8 protein-coding genes and 2 pseudogenes are annotated in these 16,404 nt (G+C 72.6%); 2 read left to right on the top strand and 8 right to left on the bottom strand.

What is annotated here, in order from left to right; all coding sequences use genetic code 11:
- Positions 1-26: 26 nt before the first annotated feature.
- Positions 27-854: an ethanolamine ammonia-lyase subunit EutC gene (gene eutC, locus ITX44_RS27230; RefSeq protein WP_205360047.1), complete on the bottom strand. Its 828-nt coding sequence runs from the start codon at positions 852-854 to the stop codon at positions 27-29.
- Positions 851-2,257 (bottom strand): ethanolamine ammonia-lyase subunit EutB, encoded by a 1,407-nt coding sequence (locus ITX44_RS27225; RefSeq protein ID WP_307795509.1) that lies wholly within the window; start codon positions 2,255-2,257, stop codon positions 851-853. Before ITX44_RS27225 ends, eutC begins: the two co-directional genes overlap by 4 nt.
- 417 nt (positions 2,258-2,674) lie before the next feature.
- On the opposite strand from ITX44_RS27225, the gene ITX44_RS27220 reads away from it, so the two are divergent.
- A complete protein-coding gene (locus ITX44_RS27220) occupies positions 2,675-4,201 on the top strand; it encodes an APC family permease (protein ID WP_205360045.1) in 1,527 nt (508 codons plus the stop codon).
- A gap of 40 nt (positions 4,202-4,241) precedes the next feature.
- Here the strand turns inward: ITX44_RS27220 and ITX44_RS27215 are convergent, their stop codons facing one another.
- The 6 genes and pseudogenes from ITX44_RS27215 to ITX44_RS27195 all read right to left on the bottom strand — a co-directional run.
- Entirely contained in the window at positions 4,242-4,868 is a 627-nt protein-coding gene (locus tag ITX44_RS27215) for a TetR/AcrR family transcriptional regulator (protein WP_205360044.1), read from the bottom strand.
- A 31-nt stretch (positions 4,869-4,899) separates the two neighbouring features.
- Positions 4,900-6,510, bottom strand: coding sequence for an MFS transporter (locus ITX44_RS27210; protein ID WP_205360043.1), 1,611 nt, complete (start codon positions 6,508-6,510; stop codon positions 4,900-4,902).
- Positions 6,511-6,793: 283 nt separating this feature from the next.
- A complete protein-coding gene (locus ITX44_RS27205) occupies positions 6,794-10,033 on the bottom strand; it encodes a glycoside hydrolase family 3 C-terminal domain-containing protein (protein ID WP_205360042.1) in 3,240 nt (1,079 codons plus the stop codon).
- 82 nt (positions 10,034-10,115) lie between these two features.
- On the bottom strand, positions 10,116-12,203 hold the full coding sequence (locus ITX44_RS27200; protein WP_205360126.1) for a discoidin domain-containing protein: 2,088 nt from the start codon (positions 12,201-12,203) through the stop codon (positions 10,116-10,118).
- Positions 12,204-12,552: 349 nt separating this feature from the next.
- A pseudogene (locus tag ITX44_RS43105) lies at positions 12,553-12,972 on the bottom strand (NPCBM/NEW2 domain-containing protein); the annotation flags it as partial.
- 33 nt (positions 12,973-13,005) lie between these two features.
- Positions 13,006-14,721, bottom strand: a pseudogene (locus tag ITX44_RS27195) (NPCBM/NEW2 domain-containing protein); the annotation flags it as partial.
- Positions 14,722-14,922: 201 nt separating this feature from the next.
- Here ITX44_RS27195 and ITX44_RS27190 point away from each other — a divergent pair.
- Positions 14,923-16,185, top strand: a complete 1,263-nt coding sequence (locus tag ITX44_RS27190; RefSeq protein ID WP_205360040.1) for an FUSC family protein — start codon at positions 14,923-14,925, stop codon at positions 16,183-16,185.
- The last annotated feature ends 219 nt before the right edge of the window (positions 16,186-16,404 follow it).

Raw genomic sequence — 16,404 nt, 5'->3', positions numbered from 1 at the left:
CGGCCCGGAGGGTGGCTGACGAGGCGTCAGGAAGCGGGTTCGTCCTTCAGTGCCACCCCGCCGGCGCCGAGCTCGGCCGCGCGGCGGACCAGGCCGGCCAGGGTGGCGGCCGCCGCCTCGTGCGACAGGCCCAGTGGCGGGCGGATGTTGGAGACGCAGTTGCGGTCGGCGTCGGTGGTACGGCCCGGGCGCGGCGCGTAGGTGAGGTACGCGCCCAGGGAATCGGCCGCGGACATGCCGGGCCGCTCGCCGATCAGTACGACGGCCGTGGTCGCGCCCATCACGTCCGCGATCTCGTCGCCGAGCGCCACCCGGGCCTGTTCGGCGAGTACGACGGGGGCGATCGTCATGTCGTCCAGCAGCGCGGTGGTGGCCAGGACCACGGCGGCCGCGTGGGCGTGCACCGCGCGGCTGGACAGCCCGTCGGCGACCACGAACACCACGTCCCACCCGCCGCGCGGCAGCGCCGCACCCGCCGCGTCGTCCAACCGCCGTCCCAGGTCCGGGCGTTGCAGGTAGGTGAGCCGGTCGGGCGCGGCGCTGCGCACCCGTACGGTCGGCATCGCGGGCAGCGCGGCGGCCACCGCCTCCGGGTCGAAGGGCGCGTGCACCGCGTCCCGCGCGGCCGCGTGCGCCGCCTGGAGTGCCAGCCGGTGCCGGGTCGGCAGCGCCGCCCCGGCCCGCCCGAGCCCGATCCGCGCCTGCGTCCGCTGCCTGAGCGCGGCCCACCAGGCGCCGTCCGCACCGGCGTCGGCAGCGGCCGGCTCCGTGACGCCGTCCGTCCCTGTCCCCGTCCCTGCCGCCGTCACCGGTCCGCCGTCCCGGGCGCCTTCGCGTTCCGCCGGACTCGTCATGAGATCTCCGGCGGCAGGGGCGGCGCCGCGATGGCGGCCAGCGGGTGGGCGGCGGGGGAGACCTCGCGCAGGGCGCCGCCCTCGTCCAGCAGGCCCACCGCGCGCAGCCAGCTCTCGAACTCCGGGGCCGGGCGCAGGCCCAGGACTTCGCGCAGGTAGAGGGCGTCGTGGTAGGAGGCCGACTGGTAGTTGAGCATGATGTCGTCGCCGCCCGGCGTGCAGATCAGGAAGGACGCGCCGGCCACGCCCAGCACGGTGAGCATCGTGGCGATGTCGTCGTCGTCCGCGTCGGCGTGGTTGGTGTAGCAGACGTCCAGGCCCATCGGCAGGCCGAGCAGCTTGCCGCAGAAGTGGTCCTCCAGGGCCGCGCGCAGGATCTGCCGGCCGTCGTAGAGGTATTCCGGGCCGATGAAGCCGACCACCGTGTTGACCAGCAGGGGACGGTAGCGGCGGGCCACGGCGTACGCGCGCGCCTCCAGCGTCTGCTGGTCCACGCCGTGGTGCGCGCCGGCGGACAACGCGCTGCCCTGCCCGGTCTCGAAGTACATCGCGTTGCCGCCCACGGTGCCGCGTCCCAGCTCCCGTACCGCGGCGTGCGCCTCGTCCAGCAGGGCCAGCGTCACCCCGAACGAGGCGTTGGCGGCCTGGGTACCGGCGATCGACTGGAAGACCAGGTCCACCGGGGCGCCGCGCTCCATCAGGCGCAGCGTGGTGGTCACATGGCACAGCACGCACGACTGGGTGGGGATCGCGTGCCGCGCGATCACCGTGTCCAGCAGTTCCAGCAGGTCACGGACCGCGCGCGGGCTGTCGCCGGCCGGGTTGACCCCGATCACCGCGTCGCCGCTGCCCAGCAGCAGCCCGTCCAGGACGGCGGCGGCCACGCCCGCCGGGTCGTCGGTGGGGTGGTTGGGCTGGAGCCGGGTGGCCAGCCGCCCGGGCAGCCCGATCGTGGAGCGGAAAGCGGTGACCACCCGCACCTTGCGGGCCGCGGCGACCAGGTCGGAGTTGCTCATCAGCTTGGAGACCGCGGCGGCCATCTCCGGGGTGACGCCGGGGGCGAGCGCGGCCAGCGCACCCGCGTCCGCGCCGGGGGACAGCAGCCACTCGCGGAACTCCCCGACGGTGAGCCCCGCGACCGGCGCGAAGGCCGCCCGGTCGTGGCCGTCGACGATCAGCCGGGTGACGTCGTCCAGTTCGTACGGGACCACCGGCTCGGCCAGGAACCGCTCCAGCGGCACCTCGGCCAGTGCGAGGCGGGCCGCCACCCGCTCCTGCGCGCTGTCCGCGGCGATCCCGGCCAGCCGGTCGCCGGACCGCTCGGGACTCGCCGCCGCCAGCAGCCGGGCCAGGTCCGTGAACGCGTACCGCCGCCCGCCCAGGACGGCGCTGTAGCCGCTCACCGGGCCCTGCCGCGGCGCCGCGCGCCCGGCCGGCCGCAACCGCCGTGCCCCGCGCCGCCGTTCATCCATGCACCCCGCTTCCGTCTCCGGCCGCCTCCGGGACCCGGGACCGGCCGGAACCCTCGCCCCGGACCGTAGGCCACCGGCGCGCCACCGGTCCATGCCCCGGAAGTTAACACAAGCACACACGTGTCCTGGTCAGTTGACGCAGAGTTAACAGCGCGGCACGCAAAGGAGTCGCCCAGGAGGACAGCATTCACCGGTACGCGATCCCCGTACGCACCCGGTGCTCCCCGGCGCATCCCGCGCCACGGAGGACGCGCACGACACACGGACGCACGACGCACGACTCACGGACACAGGCGCAGACGGACGCAGACGGACGCAGACGCGGACGGACACGGAAGGGGCCTTGCGATGGCAGTGCAGGAAGGCGTCGCCCCGGCGGAGGCGGACCCGCCCCGGCAGCGGCAGGGGCTCGCGGAGGGCGCGCTCGGGCTGCCCGGCGTGATCTTCTGCATCGTCACGGGCGCCGCGCCCATGACGGCGATGCTGTTCAACGTGCCCGTGGCCGTGCAGGGCGCGGGGTATGCCGCCCCGGCCGCCTTCCTGCTGGCCACCGCGGCACTGACCGTCTTCTCCGTCGGCTACATCGCGATGAGCCGCCGGGTGACCTCCGCGGGCGGCTTCTACACCTTCGTCAGCCGGGGCCTGGGCCGTATTCCGGGCGTCGGCTCCGGGGTGCTCATCGCACTGTGCTACCTGCTGTTCTCCGCCTCGGTCCTCGGTGTGATGGGCTACTTCGCGGCCACCGGCGTGGAGTCGTGGACCGGTCTGCGGATCCCGGCGTGGGCGTACATGGCCGCCGGGCTCGCCGTGATGACCGCGCTGGCCTGGTTCCACATCGAGCTGACCACGCGGATCCTGGGCGTGTCCCTGGTGCTGGAGGTGCTGGCGCTGCTGGTGCTGGCCGGCGGGGTGCTGGCGCACGGCGGCGCGCACGGGCTGCCGGCCCGGCCGCTGAACCCGGGCGAGGTCTTCGGCAACGCCGGCGCGACCCGCACCTTCGGCACCGCCGCCGCGGGGGTGGCGCTTTTCGCCGCCTTCTGGTCCTGGGTCGGCTTCGAGATGGCCCCCAACTACGCCGAGGAGTCCCGCGATCCGGACCGCATCGCCAAGGCCGCAACCTACGGCTCGGTGATCGGGCTCGGCGTGCTCTACACGCTCGTCTCGTACGCCTTCGTCGCCGGGTGGGGGCTGGACGGGGCCGCGCAAGCGGTCAAGGACCAGTTCGCCGGCCGCTACGACTCGGCGTTCTACCCGCTCGCCGACACCTTCGCCGGGCACTGGCTGGTGGTGATGATGCAGGCGCTGGCGATCACGAGCTGCTTCGCCTGCGCGATGGCGTTCTACAACACCGGCTCCCGCTACCTGTTCTCGCTCGCCCGCGAGGGCGTGGCGCCCGCCGCGCTGGCCCGCACCTCCCGGCACCGCAGCCCGGCCGCCGCCTCGATGACCGTCACCGTCCTGGTCGGCGGAATCGTGCTCGGCTTCACCCTGCACGACAGCGGCACCGAGGCGGCGCTGCTGCAACTGGGCACCTGGGCCCCGCTGATGGGGGTGCTGGGCATCCTCGGCGTGCAGGCGCTGACCTCCTTCGCGGTCGTCCGCTACTTCCTGACCACCGCCCGGGACGGCTTCCACTGGTTCACCACCCTGGTGGCGCCCCTGGTGGGGGCCGCCGCGATGATCGGCGCGTGCCTGCTGCTGATCGCCAACCGGGCGGTGCTGGCCGGCGACGGCCGGGTCCCGTTCATCAGGTACCTGCCCGAGGCGGTGCCGGCGATGTTCGCACTCGGCGTGGCCGTCGCCCTGTGGCTGCGCGCCCGGCGGCCCGAACGGTACGCGCTGCTGGGCCGGTTCGACCCCGCGCTGCCCGAATGAGCCGGCCGGGCGGCCGGTGGGCCGGGGCCGCGGCGAGGACTCAGGCCCCCGGCGCGGCCGGGGTGCCGGAGGTGAGCAGCGACATGATGGTGGCGCTGGCCAGGTCGCCGGCGACGTCGGGCGGGGTGTGCGCGGTGGCCACCTGCTCGGCGGCCAGGTGCATCAGCGTGTACACGGTGGAGACCAGCCAGTCCAGCGGCATGTCGGTGCGGAACACCCCGGCGCTCTGCCCGCGGGAGAGCAGCTTCTCGACCCGGCCGAGGACGAGGTCGGCGTAGGCGCGCAGCGTGGCCGGCGGGAGGTCGGCCGAGGCCGCCATGTACAGATTGCGGTGCCGTTCCAGGACCTGCCAGGAGGTGCGGATGAGTTCGGGCAGCACCTCGGCCGGCGGCGCGTCGTCCAGCGGCAGCCCGCTGAGCACCTCGTCGGTCTGCCGGAAGGCCCGCTGGAGCGCCGCGCCCAACAGCGCCTCCCGGGTCGGGAAGTGCGCGTAGAGCGTGACCCGGCTGACGCCGGCGAGGCGGGCGATGGCGGACATGTTGAGCGTGCCGTCGGACGGCGCGCACTGGACGGTGGCGTCCAGGATCGCGGCGATGTTGCGTTCGGCGTCCGCGCGCCGCCGCCGCCCGGCGTCGGCGGTGGTGCGGTCCGGCGGGCGAGCGTCCATGCCACGAGGATATCTCCGCACCCGGCGCCGGTCAGTGCAGCGGCACGGGCCCGCCGGTGCGTTCGGCCACCCGCCGGGGCAGCAGCCGGGCGGTGGCGAAAGCCAGGACGGCGACCCCGGCCGCGAGGGCGGCGAAGGCGTGCCGGAAGCCGTCGGGCGAGGGCACCGGCCCGGCGGCGATGCCGGTCGCCGCGATCGAGGAGACCAGGGCGATGCCGAGCGAGCCGCCCACCTCGTGGCCGGTGGAGAACAGGCCCGAGGCGACACCCGCGTGCGCCTCGTCCATCCCGGACAGCCCGCTGGTGGTCGCGGTGACGAAGGCGGCGCCGATCCCGGCCGCGGCCACCAGGAACCCCGGCATCAGCGTGGTCCACACGCCGCCGTGGACGCCCCGCCAGGCCATCAGGCCGAGCCCCGCGGCCGCCGCCAGCAGTGCCGCGAGCCCGGTCGGGCGCGGACCGCGCCGACTGACCTGCCGGGAGGCCAGGTGCGCGCCGACCGCCGTGGCGAAGGCCACCGGCAGGAACACCAGCCCGGCGTGCAGCGGGCTCCAGCCCAGGTCGTGCTGGAGGTGGAACGAGGCCAGGAAGTACGTGCCCAGCAGCGCGGCGGTCGCGCCGGCCATGACGACGACGGCGCCGGGCAGCGGCGGGCGCCGGAACAGGTGCGGCGGCACCAGCGGGTCGCGCACGGTCCGCTCGGCCACCACGAAGCCGGCCGCCAGCAGCACACCGGCCCCGATCGCGGCGAGCGCCCCGGCCGAACCCCAGCCCTGGTCGCCGGCCCGGACCAGGCCGTGGATGAGCAGCGCGACACTGCCGGTGCCGGTCAGCGCGCCCAGCAGGTCGAGCCGGGTGCCGCGGGTGCGCGGGCGGCTCGGGACCACCGCCGGCGCGGCGGCGAACAGGACGGCGCCCACCGGCACATTGACGTAGAAGGCCCAGTGCCAGCCGGGTCCCGAGGTCAGCGCGCCGCCGACCACGACGCCCACCGCCGCGCCGGCCGCGCCGATCGCGGACCACACGCCGAGCGCGCGGCCCAGCGCCTTCCCGGTGAACTCGGTGGTCAGCAAGGACAGCGCGGCCGGCGAGAGCAGCGCGGCGCCCACGCCCTGGCCGACCCGGCTGCCGAGCAGCGCGGCGGCGTCGGTGGACAGCCCGGCGGTGAGCGAGGCGAGGGTGAAGACCGCCAGCCCCGCCTGGAACGCGCGCCGGCGGCTCAGTCCGTCCGCCACCCGGCCGCCCAGGACCAGCAGCCCGCCGAAGGTGACCGTGTAGGCGGTGATCACCCACGGCAGCGCGTCACCGCCCAGGCGCAGCGAGCTGCCGATCGAGGGCAGCGCCACGTTCACCACGGAGACGTCCAGCACCGCCATGAACTGGGCCAGGCACAGCACGACCAGCAGCGTCCCGGACCCCGCCGGCCCGTCCGCCAGGTCCGTTGCCGGCGGCTCCGGGATGTCCGGCCGCTGCCCGTCCGGCCGGTCCTCCGGCTCCGGCGCGTGCGGCCGCTGCGTCTCCGGCACCGGTTCGTACTGCCCGGGTGCGCGCGGGGGCCCGTACTCCCCGGGTTGGCGCTGTCGCGGTACGCGCGGGACGTCCGGTGTGTCCGGTCCGCTCCCCGCGCCTTGCGTACGGTTCATGATCCCTCCCGAATCGGCTCGGCGGGATGCCCCCGCCTGTCCGACGGCGCTGCCGGGTCCGACGGATTCCCGACCTCAGATTCCTAACAGCGCTGTTAATGTTAACCGTAGGTCGATGCAGCGGCGGACGCAACGGCTCCACGGGCCCAGGGCTTTACGGGCCCATCGGCCCATCGGCCCGGACCCGCGCCGGCCGCTCCCGGACACGACGACGTCCGCCTCCCCGGGGGCGGGTGACCCCGCGGGGAGGCGGACGGAAGGGATCAGACGGACGCCGGACGGATCAGGTCACGGTCCACACGAACGTGGCCGTATCGCTGCCGCCGTGCCCGTCGGACGCGGTCACGCTCACCGTGCTGGTGCCGGTCGCCGTCGGCGTGCCCGTGACGACCCCGGACGCGCTGATGCCCAGCCCGGCCGGCAGGCCGGTCGCGGTGAAGGTGACCGGCGCGGACGACGCGGCGGTGACCGCGAGCGACACCGCCTTGCGCGCCGGGCTGCTCATCCCGTGCGGGTTGTGCACGCTGACCGAGCTCCCGGCCGACGTGACCGCCTTGGCGGTCATCGCGGTCGCCACGTTCAGCGTCCCGGTCAACGGCAGGTTCCGCGAGGAGTCGCCCACCATGATCTGGTAGGCGCCCGCCGACGTGGTCCACGTGTTGCCCGAGGTGTTCCAGTACGCCAGGTCGTGCGCGCTGAGCGTGAAGGTCACCTTCTGGCTCGCCCCGGGTTGCAGGTCCACCCGCTGGAAGCCCTTGAGCTGCTTGGCGGGCTCGCCCGTCGAGGCCGGGTCGCCCACGTAGAGCTGGGCGACCTCCGCCCCCTCGCGGCTGCCGGTGTTGGTCACCGTCGCCGAGACCGTGGTGTTGCCGCTCCCGTCCGGCGTGCCCACCTGGAGCCCGGAGAACGAGAAGGACGTGTACGACAGGCCGTAGCCGAACGGGAACAGCGGAGTGATGTTCTGCGCGTCGTACCAGCGGTAGCCGACCTTCAGGCCCTCGCTGTACTGCACGTCGGTGCCGTTGCCCGGCCACTGCGCGGTGGTGTGCGCCGGCACGTCGTTCAGGCTGGCCGGGAAGGTGACCGGCAGCTTGCCCGACGGGTTGACGTCACCGAACAGCAGCGCCGCCAGCGAGTTGCCGACCTCCTGGCCGGCGTACCACTCCTCCAGCACCGCCTTGGCCTGGCCCAGCCACGGCATGGTCACCGCGGAACCGGTGTTGAGCACCACGATCGTGTTCGGGTTGGCCGCGGCCACCTGCTGGATGAGCTGGACCTGCGAGGTGGGCAGGTCGATGCTCGTCAGGTCGGTGCCCTCCTGCTCGCCGTAGCCGACGCAGACCACCGCCACGTCCGAGGAACGCGCCAGCGTCACCGCGGAGTTGATGTCCGAGCCGTCGTTGTACTGCACGGTCGTGGAGGTGCCCTTGACCCGGTTCTGCAGCGCGGTCAGCGGCGAGACCGTGCCCGAACTGGTCGCGGTGGCACTGCCGCCGCCCACGCTGCGCACCCCGGCGCCGCCGTCCGGCCCGAGCAGCGCGATCGAGTGCGTGCTCGCCGTGGACAGCGGCAGGATCCCGCTGTTCTTCAGCAGCACACTGCCCTGCTCGGCGACCTGACGGGCCGTCGTCTGGTGCGCCGCGGAGGTCACCACGGCCCCCGTGCTGCCCGTCTTCTGCTTGTCGAACAGGCCGAAGGCGAACATCTGGGTGAGCACCCGGCTGACCATCGTGTTCAGCGTGGCCTGGCTGACCGTGCCGTTGGCCAGCGCCTGCTGGAGGAAGTCGGCGTAGAAGTAGCCGCCCGGCATCTCGATCGTCATGCCGTTGTTGGCCGAGTCCACCGTGGAGTGCGCCCCGCCCCAGTCACTGGTGACGAAGCCGCCGAAGCCCGCCTGCTGGTAGAGCGCGTTGTTCAGCAGATACGCGTTCTGGCACGCGTACACCCCGTTGACGGTGCTGTAGGCACACATCACCGACGCCGAGGCGCCCTTGCTCACCGACGCCTGGAACGCCGGCAGGTAGATCTCCTGGAGCGTGCGGTTGTCGACGATCGCGTTGTCCGCAGGGCCGTTGCGGTTGGTCTCCTGGTTGTAGACCGCCACATGCTTGGCCTGCGCCATCACGCCCTGGCTCTGGATGCCCTTGATGTCGGCGGTGGCCATCTGCGCGGACAGGTACGGGTCCTCGCTGTAGGTCTCGAAGGCCCGGCCCCACCGCGGGTCGCGCACGATGTTCATCGTCGGGCCCAGCGCCACGTCGGCGCCCTTCCCGGCGAACTCCGCGCCCGCGACCGCCCCGTACTGCTGCTGCAGCCCGGTGTCCCAGGTGGCCGCCGACGACACCGCCGACGGGACCTGCGTGACCCCGCCGAGGCCGTCGCCGACCCCGCTCGGACCGTCCTGGAAGCCCATGGCCGGGATGCACAGCGACGGGATCGCCGACATGTCGCCGATGTACGGCGAGGACGCGCCGTTGCCGTGCAGCATCTGGATCTTCTGCGCCTGCGTCATCTGCGCCATGAGCTGCGCGACCCGGTCGGAGATCGGCGCCGTCGAACCCACCCACGGGCAGTTGCCGTTGCCGCCGCCCGGCGGGGTGGTGGTGCCGCCCGGGGTGAGCACCGTGAACTCCCACAGCGAATAGCCGTAGGCCGTGGCGCGCGCGGTGCCGTACATCCGCACGTAGCGGCCGGTCGCCGTGAAGTTGTGGGTCTCCTCGCCGCCGGCGCCGGTGGTGGTGGAGTACACGGTGGTCCAGTTGGTGCCGTCCGGCGAGACCTGGATCTGGTACGCCGTGGCGTACGCCGCCTCCCAGTCCAGCGTCACCCCGCAGACCGACTGCGAGGAGCCGAGGTCGACCTGGACCCACTGCGGGTCGCTGAAGGCGCTGGACCAGCGGGTGCCCAGGTTGCCGTCGAAGGCAGCCGACGCCGGGGTGCCCGCGTTCTCCGTCGAGGAGGCGGTGGCCGGCTTGTTCAGCGCCGCCGTCGTGGTGCCGCAGGGCACCGCGCCGCCGGATCCGCCGAACACCTGGAACTCCCAGAGCGAGTAGCCCCATTGGGTGGCGCGGGCGGTGCCGTACATCCGCACGTACCGGCCGGTGCCGGTGACGTTCAGGTTCTGTGTGCCGCCGGTGCCGGTCGTGGTCGAGTAGACCGTGGTCCAGGTGGCGGCGTTGTCGGAGACCTGGATCTGGAAGGCGCTGGCGTAGGCCGTCTCCCAGTTCAGCGTCACCGAGCTGATGCTCTGCGAGGAGCCGAGGTCGACCTGGAGCCACTGCGGGTCGGCTGCCGCGGACGACCAGCGGGTGCCGGTGTTGCCGTCCACCGCCGCGGAGGCGGGAGTGCCGGCGTTCTCGGTGGACGACGCGGTGGCCGGCTTGCCCTGGGAGAGCAGGACCGGGTCGGCGTGCGCGGTGTGCGGCACCGCGAGCGCGAGCGCCGCGACCAGCAGGAAGCCGATCGCGGCCGGCAGACCGCGGCGCAGCATGCTGCGCCGGGGACTGCGGAGCGTAGCGGACATGGGCTACTGCCTCTCTGATGTGTGGGGGAGAGAGGAACACGGGGCCCGGGCCGCTTCGATCGCGGCCCGGGCCCCGGGGTTTTCACTGCAGCACGTGCACGTAGTCGATCACCATGCGCTGCGGGAAGACGGTGGAGGCGTCCGGCGCTCCGGGCCAGTCACCGCCCACCGCGTTGTTGAGGATCATGTAGAACGGGTGGTCGTACACCCACGGGCCGCGGGTCTGCTCCACCGTCGAACGGTCGGCGGTGAAGAAGTTGTGGCCGTCCACCGAGAACGTCATGTGGCTGGAGTCCCAGTCCACCGCGTAGGTGTGGAAGTCCGAGGCGAAGTCCGACCCGGCGACGGTGTACGGCTGCCCGTAGCCGTTCCCGCCGTTGTACGCGGGGGCGTGCAGGGTGGAGTACACCGAGTCCGGCACCTTGCCGACGTGCTCCATGATGTCGATCTCACCGCAATTGGGCCACGGCGTCCCGGACTTGAAGTTCGCGCCCAGCAGCCAGAACGCCGGCCACAGGCCCTGCGTGCCGCTGACCTTGATGCGCGCCTCCACATGCCCGTAGGTGAACGTGAAGTGGTCGGAGGTGTTGATCCGGCCCGAGGTGTAGCTGCCGTCCGCCTCCTTGCGCGCCTCGATCACCAGGTTGCCGTTGCCGTCCAGATGCGTGTTGTCGCCGTTGGTGTACGTCTCCAGCTCGCCGTTCTGGCCCCGGCCCGGGTCCTGCGACCACTTGGTGGGGTCCGGCTCGGCGCCGGCCGCGCCGTTGAAGTCGTCGCTCCACACCAGGTGTTCGGGATTGCCCGGGTTCGGCGGCAGGGCGGGCGGCGGGGTCGGGTTGCCGCCGGTGCCGTACACGTCGAAGGTCCACAGCGAGTAGCCGTAGCCGTTGCTGCGCGCGGTGCCGTACATCCGCACGTACCGGCCCGTGCCGTCCACCGTCAGCGTCTCCTTGAAGCCCTTGCCGGTGGTGGTGGAGTAGATCGGGGTCCAGTTGGTGCCGTCGGCGGAGGTCTGGATCTGGTACGCGGTCGCGTACGCCGGGTCCCACTGCAGCACGACCTTGGTGATGTGCGCGGTCGCGCCCAGATCCACCGCGATCCAGCCCGGGTCCACCCAGCCGTTGACGTCACTGGTCGCCCAGCGGCTCGCCGGGTCCTCGTCGAACGCCTTGGCCGGGGTGCAGGCCGGGCAGTTGCCGTCGTCCTGGTACGTCGAGGCGGTCGCGGGCTTGTTGTACGACAGCAGGACCGCGCCGTCGGTCGGCGGCGGGGTGGTGCCGCCCGTGGTGCCGCCGGTGGTCCCGGTGCCGCCGCCGCTGGTGAAGACCTGGAACTCCCACAGCGAGTAGCCGTACTGCGTGGCGCGCTGCGTGCCGTACATCCGGATGTAGCGGCCGGTGCCGCTCAGCGTGATCAGCTCGGTCGCGCCGGGGCCGTTGGCGGTGGAGTAGACCGTCGACCAGTTGGTGCCGTCGGCCGAGGTCTGGATCTGGTACGCCTTGGCGTAGGCGGTCTCCCAGGACAGCTGCACCCCGCAGACGTTCTGCGAGGAGCCGAGGTCGACCTGGAGCCACTGCGGGTCGGCTGCGGCGGACGACCAGCGGGTGGTGGTGCTGCCGTCGACCGCGGCCGACGCGGGGGTGCCGGCGTTCTCCGTCGAGGACGCGGTCGCCGTCTTGTTCAGGGCCGCGTTGGTGGTCGAGCAGCCGGCGCCGCCGGTGCCCGCGGTGCCGTACACCTGGAACTCGTAGAGCGACACGCCCCATTGGGTGGCCCGGGCGGTGGCGTAGATCCGGACATAGCGCCCGGAACCGTTTACGGTCAGGTTCTCGGTGCCGCCGGCGCCGGTGGTGGTGGAGTAGACCGTGGACCAGGTGGTGCCGTCGGCCGAGGTCTGGATCTGGTACGCCTTCGCGTACGCCGACTCCCAGTTGATGGTGACGGAGCTGATGGTGGCCGTCGCGCCGAGGTCGACCGACAGCCACTGCGGGTCGCTGAAGGCGCTGGACCAGCGGGTGGTGGTGTCGCCGTCCACGGCCGCCGAGGCGGGGGTGCCGGCGTTCTCCGTCGAGGACGCGGTCGCGGTCTTGCCCTGCGAGAGCAGGGAACCCGCGGCCCGGGCGGAGTTCTGGGTGATCGCGAGGGCGAAGGTGGCCACGAGTGCGGCCACGAACGCGAAGACGATGGAGCGGGGAAATCTGCTGAGGGCGAATCGTGGGGGGCTGCCAGTCACAGCGTCTCCTGAGGGTCGCTGAGCGTGAGAGCGCTCTCTGGTTGCTGTGATGATTACGGCGTTGTTGCCGACACGTCAATGTAGTGAACGAGATTCGCACCACTGATTCACCGGCCGCCCGCCGCGCTGTCGGCACTCGAAGGCGAACCGAAGTCCTTGTCCCGGTATGCCGGTTGTGCGAATTCCTGTTGTGTGCAAGAGCTTGACGCGGGGTGCGGGCAGTAAAGGCGACGGGGGTGGGAGAGCGCTCTCCCGCGCTCTCCCACCCCCGTCCTCCGACGTCGGGTCAGCAGGCGAGCACCGGGCCCGCCCAGTCCGCGTGGTCGTAGGTGTTGCCGTCCCCGCCGTCGGTCACCACCAGCGTCAGCTCCATGGCGCCGGTCAGATCCGCCGTCAGGTGCCGGGCGGAGTCGTTGTTCGTGACCACCCCGCTGTCGGCGGCCAGGGTGCTGTCCCGGTAGACCTGGAAGTCCACCGAACCGCCGGCCGTGGACTCGTCGTCCACCCCCACGTCCGTGGTCAGCGTCCGGCAGTTGCCGGCCAGGTAGTAGGTGATCCGGCTGACCGCGTGCACGCCCAGGCCCTTGGCGTAGGTGACGCCGCCGATGGTGAGGGTGTGTCCGTTGCCCGCGGCCTGCTCGCCGTTGCTGCGGTCGTGCTCGACCGGGCCCCAGCCGCTGACCGCCGACTCCCAGGCGACGTCGCTCAGCGCGTGCGTGCCGGCCGTCGGACCGCTGCCGCAGGCCACCGTGGCACCGGCCCAGTCGGCGTGGTCGTAGTTGATGCCGTCGCCCGCGTCGGTGACCACCAGCCGCAGGGTGCCGCCGCCGGTGAGGCCCGCGGTCAGCCGGGCGGGCGGGTCGTTGCCGGTCCGGGTGCCGCTGTCGGCCACCAGCGTGCCGTCCCGGTAGACCTGGAAGTCCACCGAGCCGTTCGCGCCGACCTCGTCGTCCACCCCGACGTCCGCCGAGAATCGGGTGCACAGCCCGCCGGTGTGGAAGGAGATGTCGCTGGCCGCGTGCACGCCCAGGCCCTTGGCGTAGGTGACGCCGCCGATGGTGAGGGTGTGTCCGTCGCCGGCGGCCTGCTCGCCGTTGCTGTGGTCCCGCTCGACCGGGCCCCAGCCGCTGACCGCCGAGGTCCACGGCAGGTCGCTCAGGGCGTTCACCCCGGTCGGCGGCGGCACCGGCGTGCCCGGGGTGACCCGCAGCATGACCGTGCCGTGCGCCGGGACCGAAGCACTGATCGAGCCGGTGGTGGTCGAGGTCGCCTTGGACCACAGGTCCTTGACCGCGTACGAGGACGCGCCGCCGATGCCGAGGGCCGACACGGTGGTGGAGACGGTCTGGGCGCCGGTGTTCTCGTTGGTGAGGGTGACCGCCCGGCCGCCGTCGGCCAGCGGCTTGGACATCACCACCAGGCCGCCGGAGTTCGACACCACGGTGCCCTGCTTGCCCAGCGCGTCCTGGTCGACCGCGATCACGTCGGTGTTGCCCAGGATCGCCAGCGTGGCGGCCGAGGCGGTGCGCACGTCGGTGCCGATCAGCAGCGGCGCGGCCATCTCCGACCAGAGGCTGAAGTGGGTGCGGTACTCGGTGTCGGTCATGCCGCCGTTGCCGACCTCCAGCATGTCCGGGTCGTTCCAGGCGCCCGGTCCGGCGTACGCCGCCAGTGGCTGGTTCTGGTGGGCGATGCCGATCATGCTCGACCAGGAGTCGCCGATGTCACCGGTGGTCCGCCAGGAGTTCCCGACCCCGCCGGCCCACTCCCACGGGCTCTGCTGGCCCCACTCGCACAGGGAGTAGAGGATGGGCCGGCCGGTGGCCTTCAGCGCGTTGCCCATGGCGGTGTAGCGGTTGACGAAATCCTGCCGGCTGCCGTCGCTGTTGTTGTTGCAGTTGTCGTACTTGAGGTAGTCCACGCCCCAGTCGGCGAAGGTCTGGGCGTCGGTGGTCTCGTGGCCGAGGCTGCCCGGGTAGCCGGCGCAGGTGGCGGTGCCGGCGTCCTCGTAGATGCCCAGTTTCAGGCCGCGGGCGTGCACGTAGTCGGCGGTGCCCTTGATGCCGTCGGGGAACTTCGCCGGGTCGGGGACCAGCCGGCCGGACGCGTCGCGCGAGTGCGTCATCCAGCAGTCGTCGATGTTGACGTAGGTGTACCCGGCCGCCTTCAGGCCGGAGCTGACGAAGGCGTCGGCGGTCTGCTCGATGAGCTGTTCGCTGACGTTGCAGCCGAAGGCGTTCCAGTCGTTGAAGCCCATCTGCGGGGCGAGGGCCAGTCCGTTGTCGACGGCCGCGGCGGCCGGGGCGGCGGCGAACTGGGCGAGGGTGGCGCCGGCGGTGAGCACGGCGGCCCCGGCCAGGCCCGCGGCGACCGTGGCCAGCGCGGCGCCGCCGGCGGCCAGGCGTTGTGCGAGGGTGTGGGATCGGTTTCGGGGTCTGTGCGGCTTCAGCAGCATGTGCGGCTCCGGAGGGGGGATGTGGCGCACAATCCAACGGGGTCGAACGAAAGTCCCCGTATCACACCGCCCATGCGTGGACATGTCAATGCCGTCTGTGGTGTGAACCGGTCATCCCGAAAGGCGCGCCGCACCCGGTTCCGGCGGAGATCCACTTCTACCCTGAGCGGTGAGAACGCCGAGAACGGGAAAGGGCAGGGGATGCCCGACGTACCAGAGCCCGTCGTCAAGCTGGTCCGGTGGAGCACCGAGCCGGCCGCCGTCCAGATCCTCCGGTCCACCGCCGCCGCGGTGCTCGCCTACGCCGCTGCCCGCGGGCTGCTGCCGCAGCCGGCCCCGCTCACCGCCCCGCTGACGGCGCTGCTCGTGGTCCAGGTCACCCTCTACGCCACACTCACCACCGGCATTCAACGGGTGAACGCGGTCGTCATCGGCGTGGTCATCGCCACCGTCTTCAGTTCCCTGGTGGGCCTGCGCTGGTGGAGCCTCGGGATGATCATCCTCACCGGTCTGCTGGTGGGGCGGTTGGTGCGGGTCGGCGAGTTCGTGATCGAGGTGGCCATTTCGGCCATGCTGGTGCTCGGCGTGACCCGGGTGGCCAGCACCGCCTGGGATCGGATCTGGGAGACGCTGATCGGGGCGGCGGTCGGGCTGCTGTTCAACCTGCTGTTCGCCCCGCCGGTGTGGGTGCAGTCGGCCGGCGGGTCCATCGAGCATCTGGCCCGCCGGATGGGCGGGCTGGTCCGGGACATCGGCGGCGAGCTGGGCGGGCACCTGCCGGTCGAGCGGGCCGCCGCCCGGCTGCACGAGGCCCGCCGGATGGACCACGCGATCGTGGAGGTCGACGCCTCGCTGCGGCAGGCCGAGGACAGCCTGCGGTGGAACCCCCGGGTCCGCGAGGGAGCGCTTTCCCGGATCGTGCTGCGCACCGGCCTGGACACCCTGGAGATCTGCGCGGTGGTGGTCCGGGTGCTCTTCCGCACCCTGACCGACCTGGCCAAGCAGCGCACCGAGGAGGAGCTCTTCCCGGAGGAGCTGTTCCCCGCCGACGTGGCCGCCGAGCTGGAGGAACTGTTCGGGCACGTGGCCCACGCGATCGAGAACTTCGCGGTGCTGATCACCACACAGGTGGCCGCCAACGCGGAGAGCGCCGAGGAACGGCTCGGGAAAGCGCTCACCGAAAGCCGCCGCTGCCGGGACCGGGCGGCGGATCTGCTGCTGGCCGGCGTCCAGCGGCACCCCCGCCAGTGGCAGCTGCACGGCTCCCTGCTCGCCGAGGTGGACCGGATCCTGGACGAGCTGGCCGTCGAGAAGCGCTCCGAGCGCCTGGTGGAGGAGCTGGACCGCTACTCCAGCGAGATGAGCGAGCGCTACCCGCGGCTCGAACTGCTCCGCCGCCGGCTGTCCGCCCGCGGCGTGTACCGGCGCGGCGGCGAGGCCCCGGTCCGCGACGCCTTCCGCTGAGCCCCGGCGCCGGACCCTCCCGCCGGTCCTTTCCGCCGGGCCCGTCCGCCGGGCCCCGCGGACCGTCACACCTTTCGTCACAGGCATAGACGGCGCTGTAGCGCGTCTGTAACACTCTGCCAACACGTACGCAAATTATGAGCAGAAGAACGATGGAACCGCGTGGCAAGGCTGCAACTTAGCGGTTCCATCCCTGCATGTTTCGGATTATCGAGTAGC

The organism is Actinacidiphila acididurans (genome assembly GCF_016918855.1).
Lineage (GTDB): Bacteria > Actinomycetota > Actinomycetes > Streptomycetales > Streptomycetaceae > Actinacidiphila > Actinacidiphila acididurans.
The sequence above is the reverse complement of the archived record's forward strand: the minus strand, read 5'-3'. Positions and strand labels throughout refer to the sequence as shown.

Excerpts from the sequence above, each read along its gene's own strand:
- eutC (WP_205360047.1), bottom strand. The coding sequence starts at position 854 with ATGACGAGTCCGGCGGAACGCGAAGGCGCCCGGGACGGCGGACCGGTG.
- ITX44_RS27220 (WP_205360045.1), top strand. The coding sequence starts at position 2,675 with ATGGCAGTGCAGGAAGGCGTCGCCCCGGCGGAGGCGGACCCGCCCCGG.
- ITX44_RS27215 (WP_205360044.1), bottom strand. The coding sequence starts at position 4,868 with ATGGACGCTCGCCCGCCGGACCGCACCACCGCCGACGCCGGGCGGCGG.
- ITX44_RS27210 (WP_205360043.1), bottom strand. The coding sequence starts at position 6,510 with ATGAACCGTACGCAAGGCGCGGGGAGCGGACCGGACACACCGGACGTC.
- ITX44_RS27205 (WP_205360042.1), bottom strand. The coding sequence starts at position 10,033 with ATGTCCGCTACGCTCCGCAGTCCCCGGCGCAGCATGCTGCGCCGCGGT.
- ITX44_RS27190 (WP_205360040.1), top strand. The coding sequence starts at position 14,923 with ATGCCCGACGTACCAGAGCCCGTCGTCAAGCTGGTCCGGTGGAGCACC.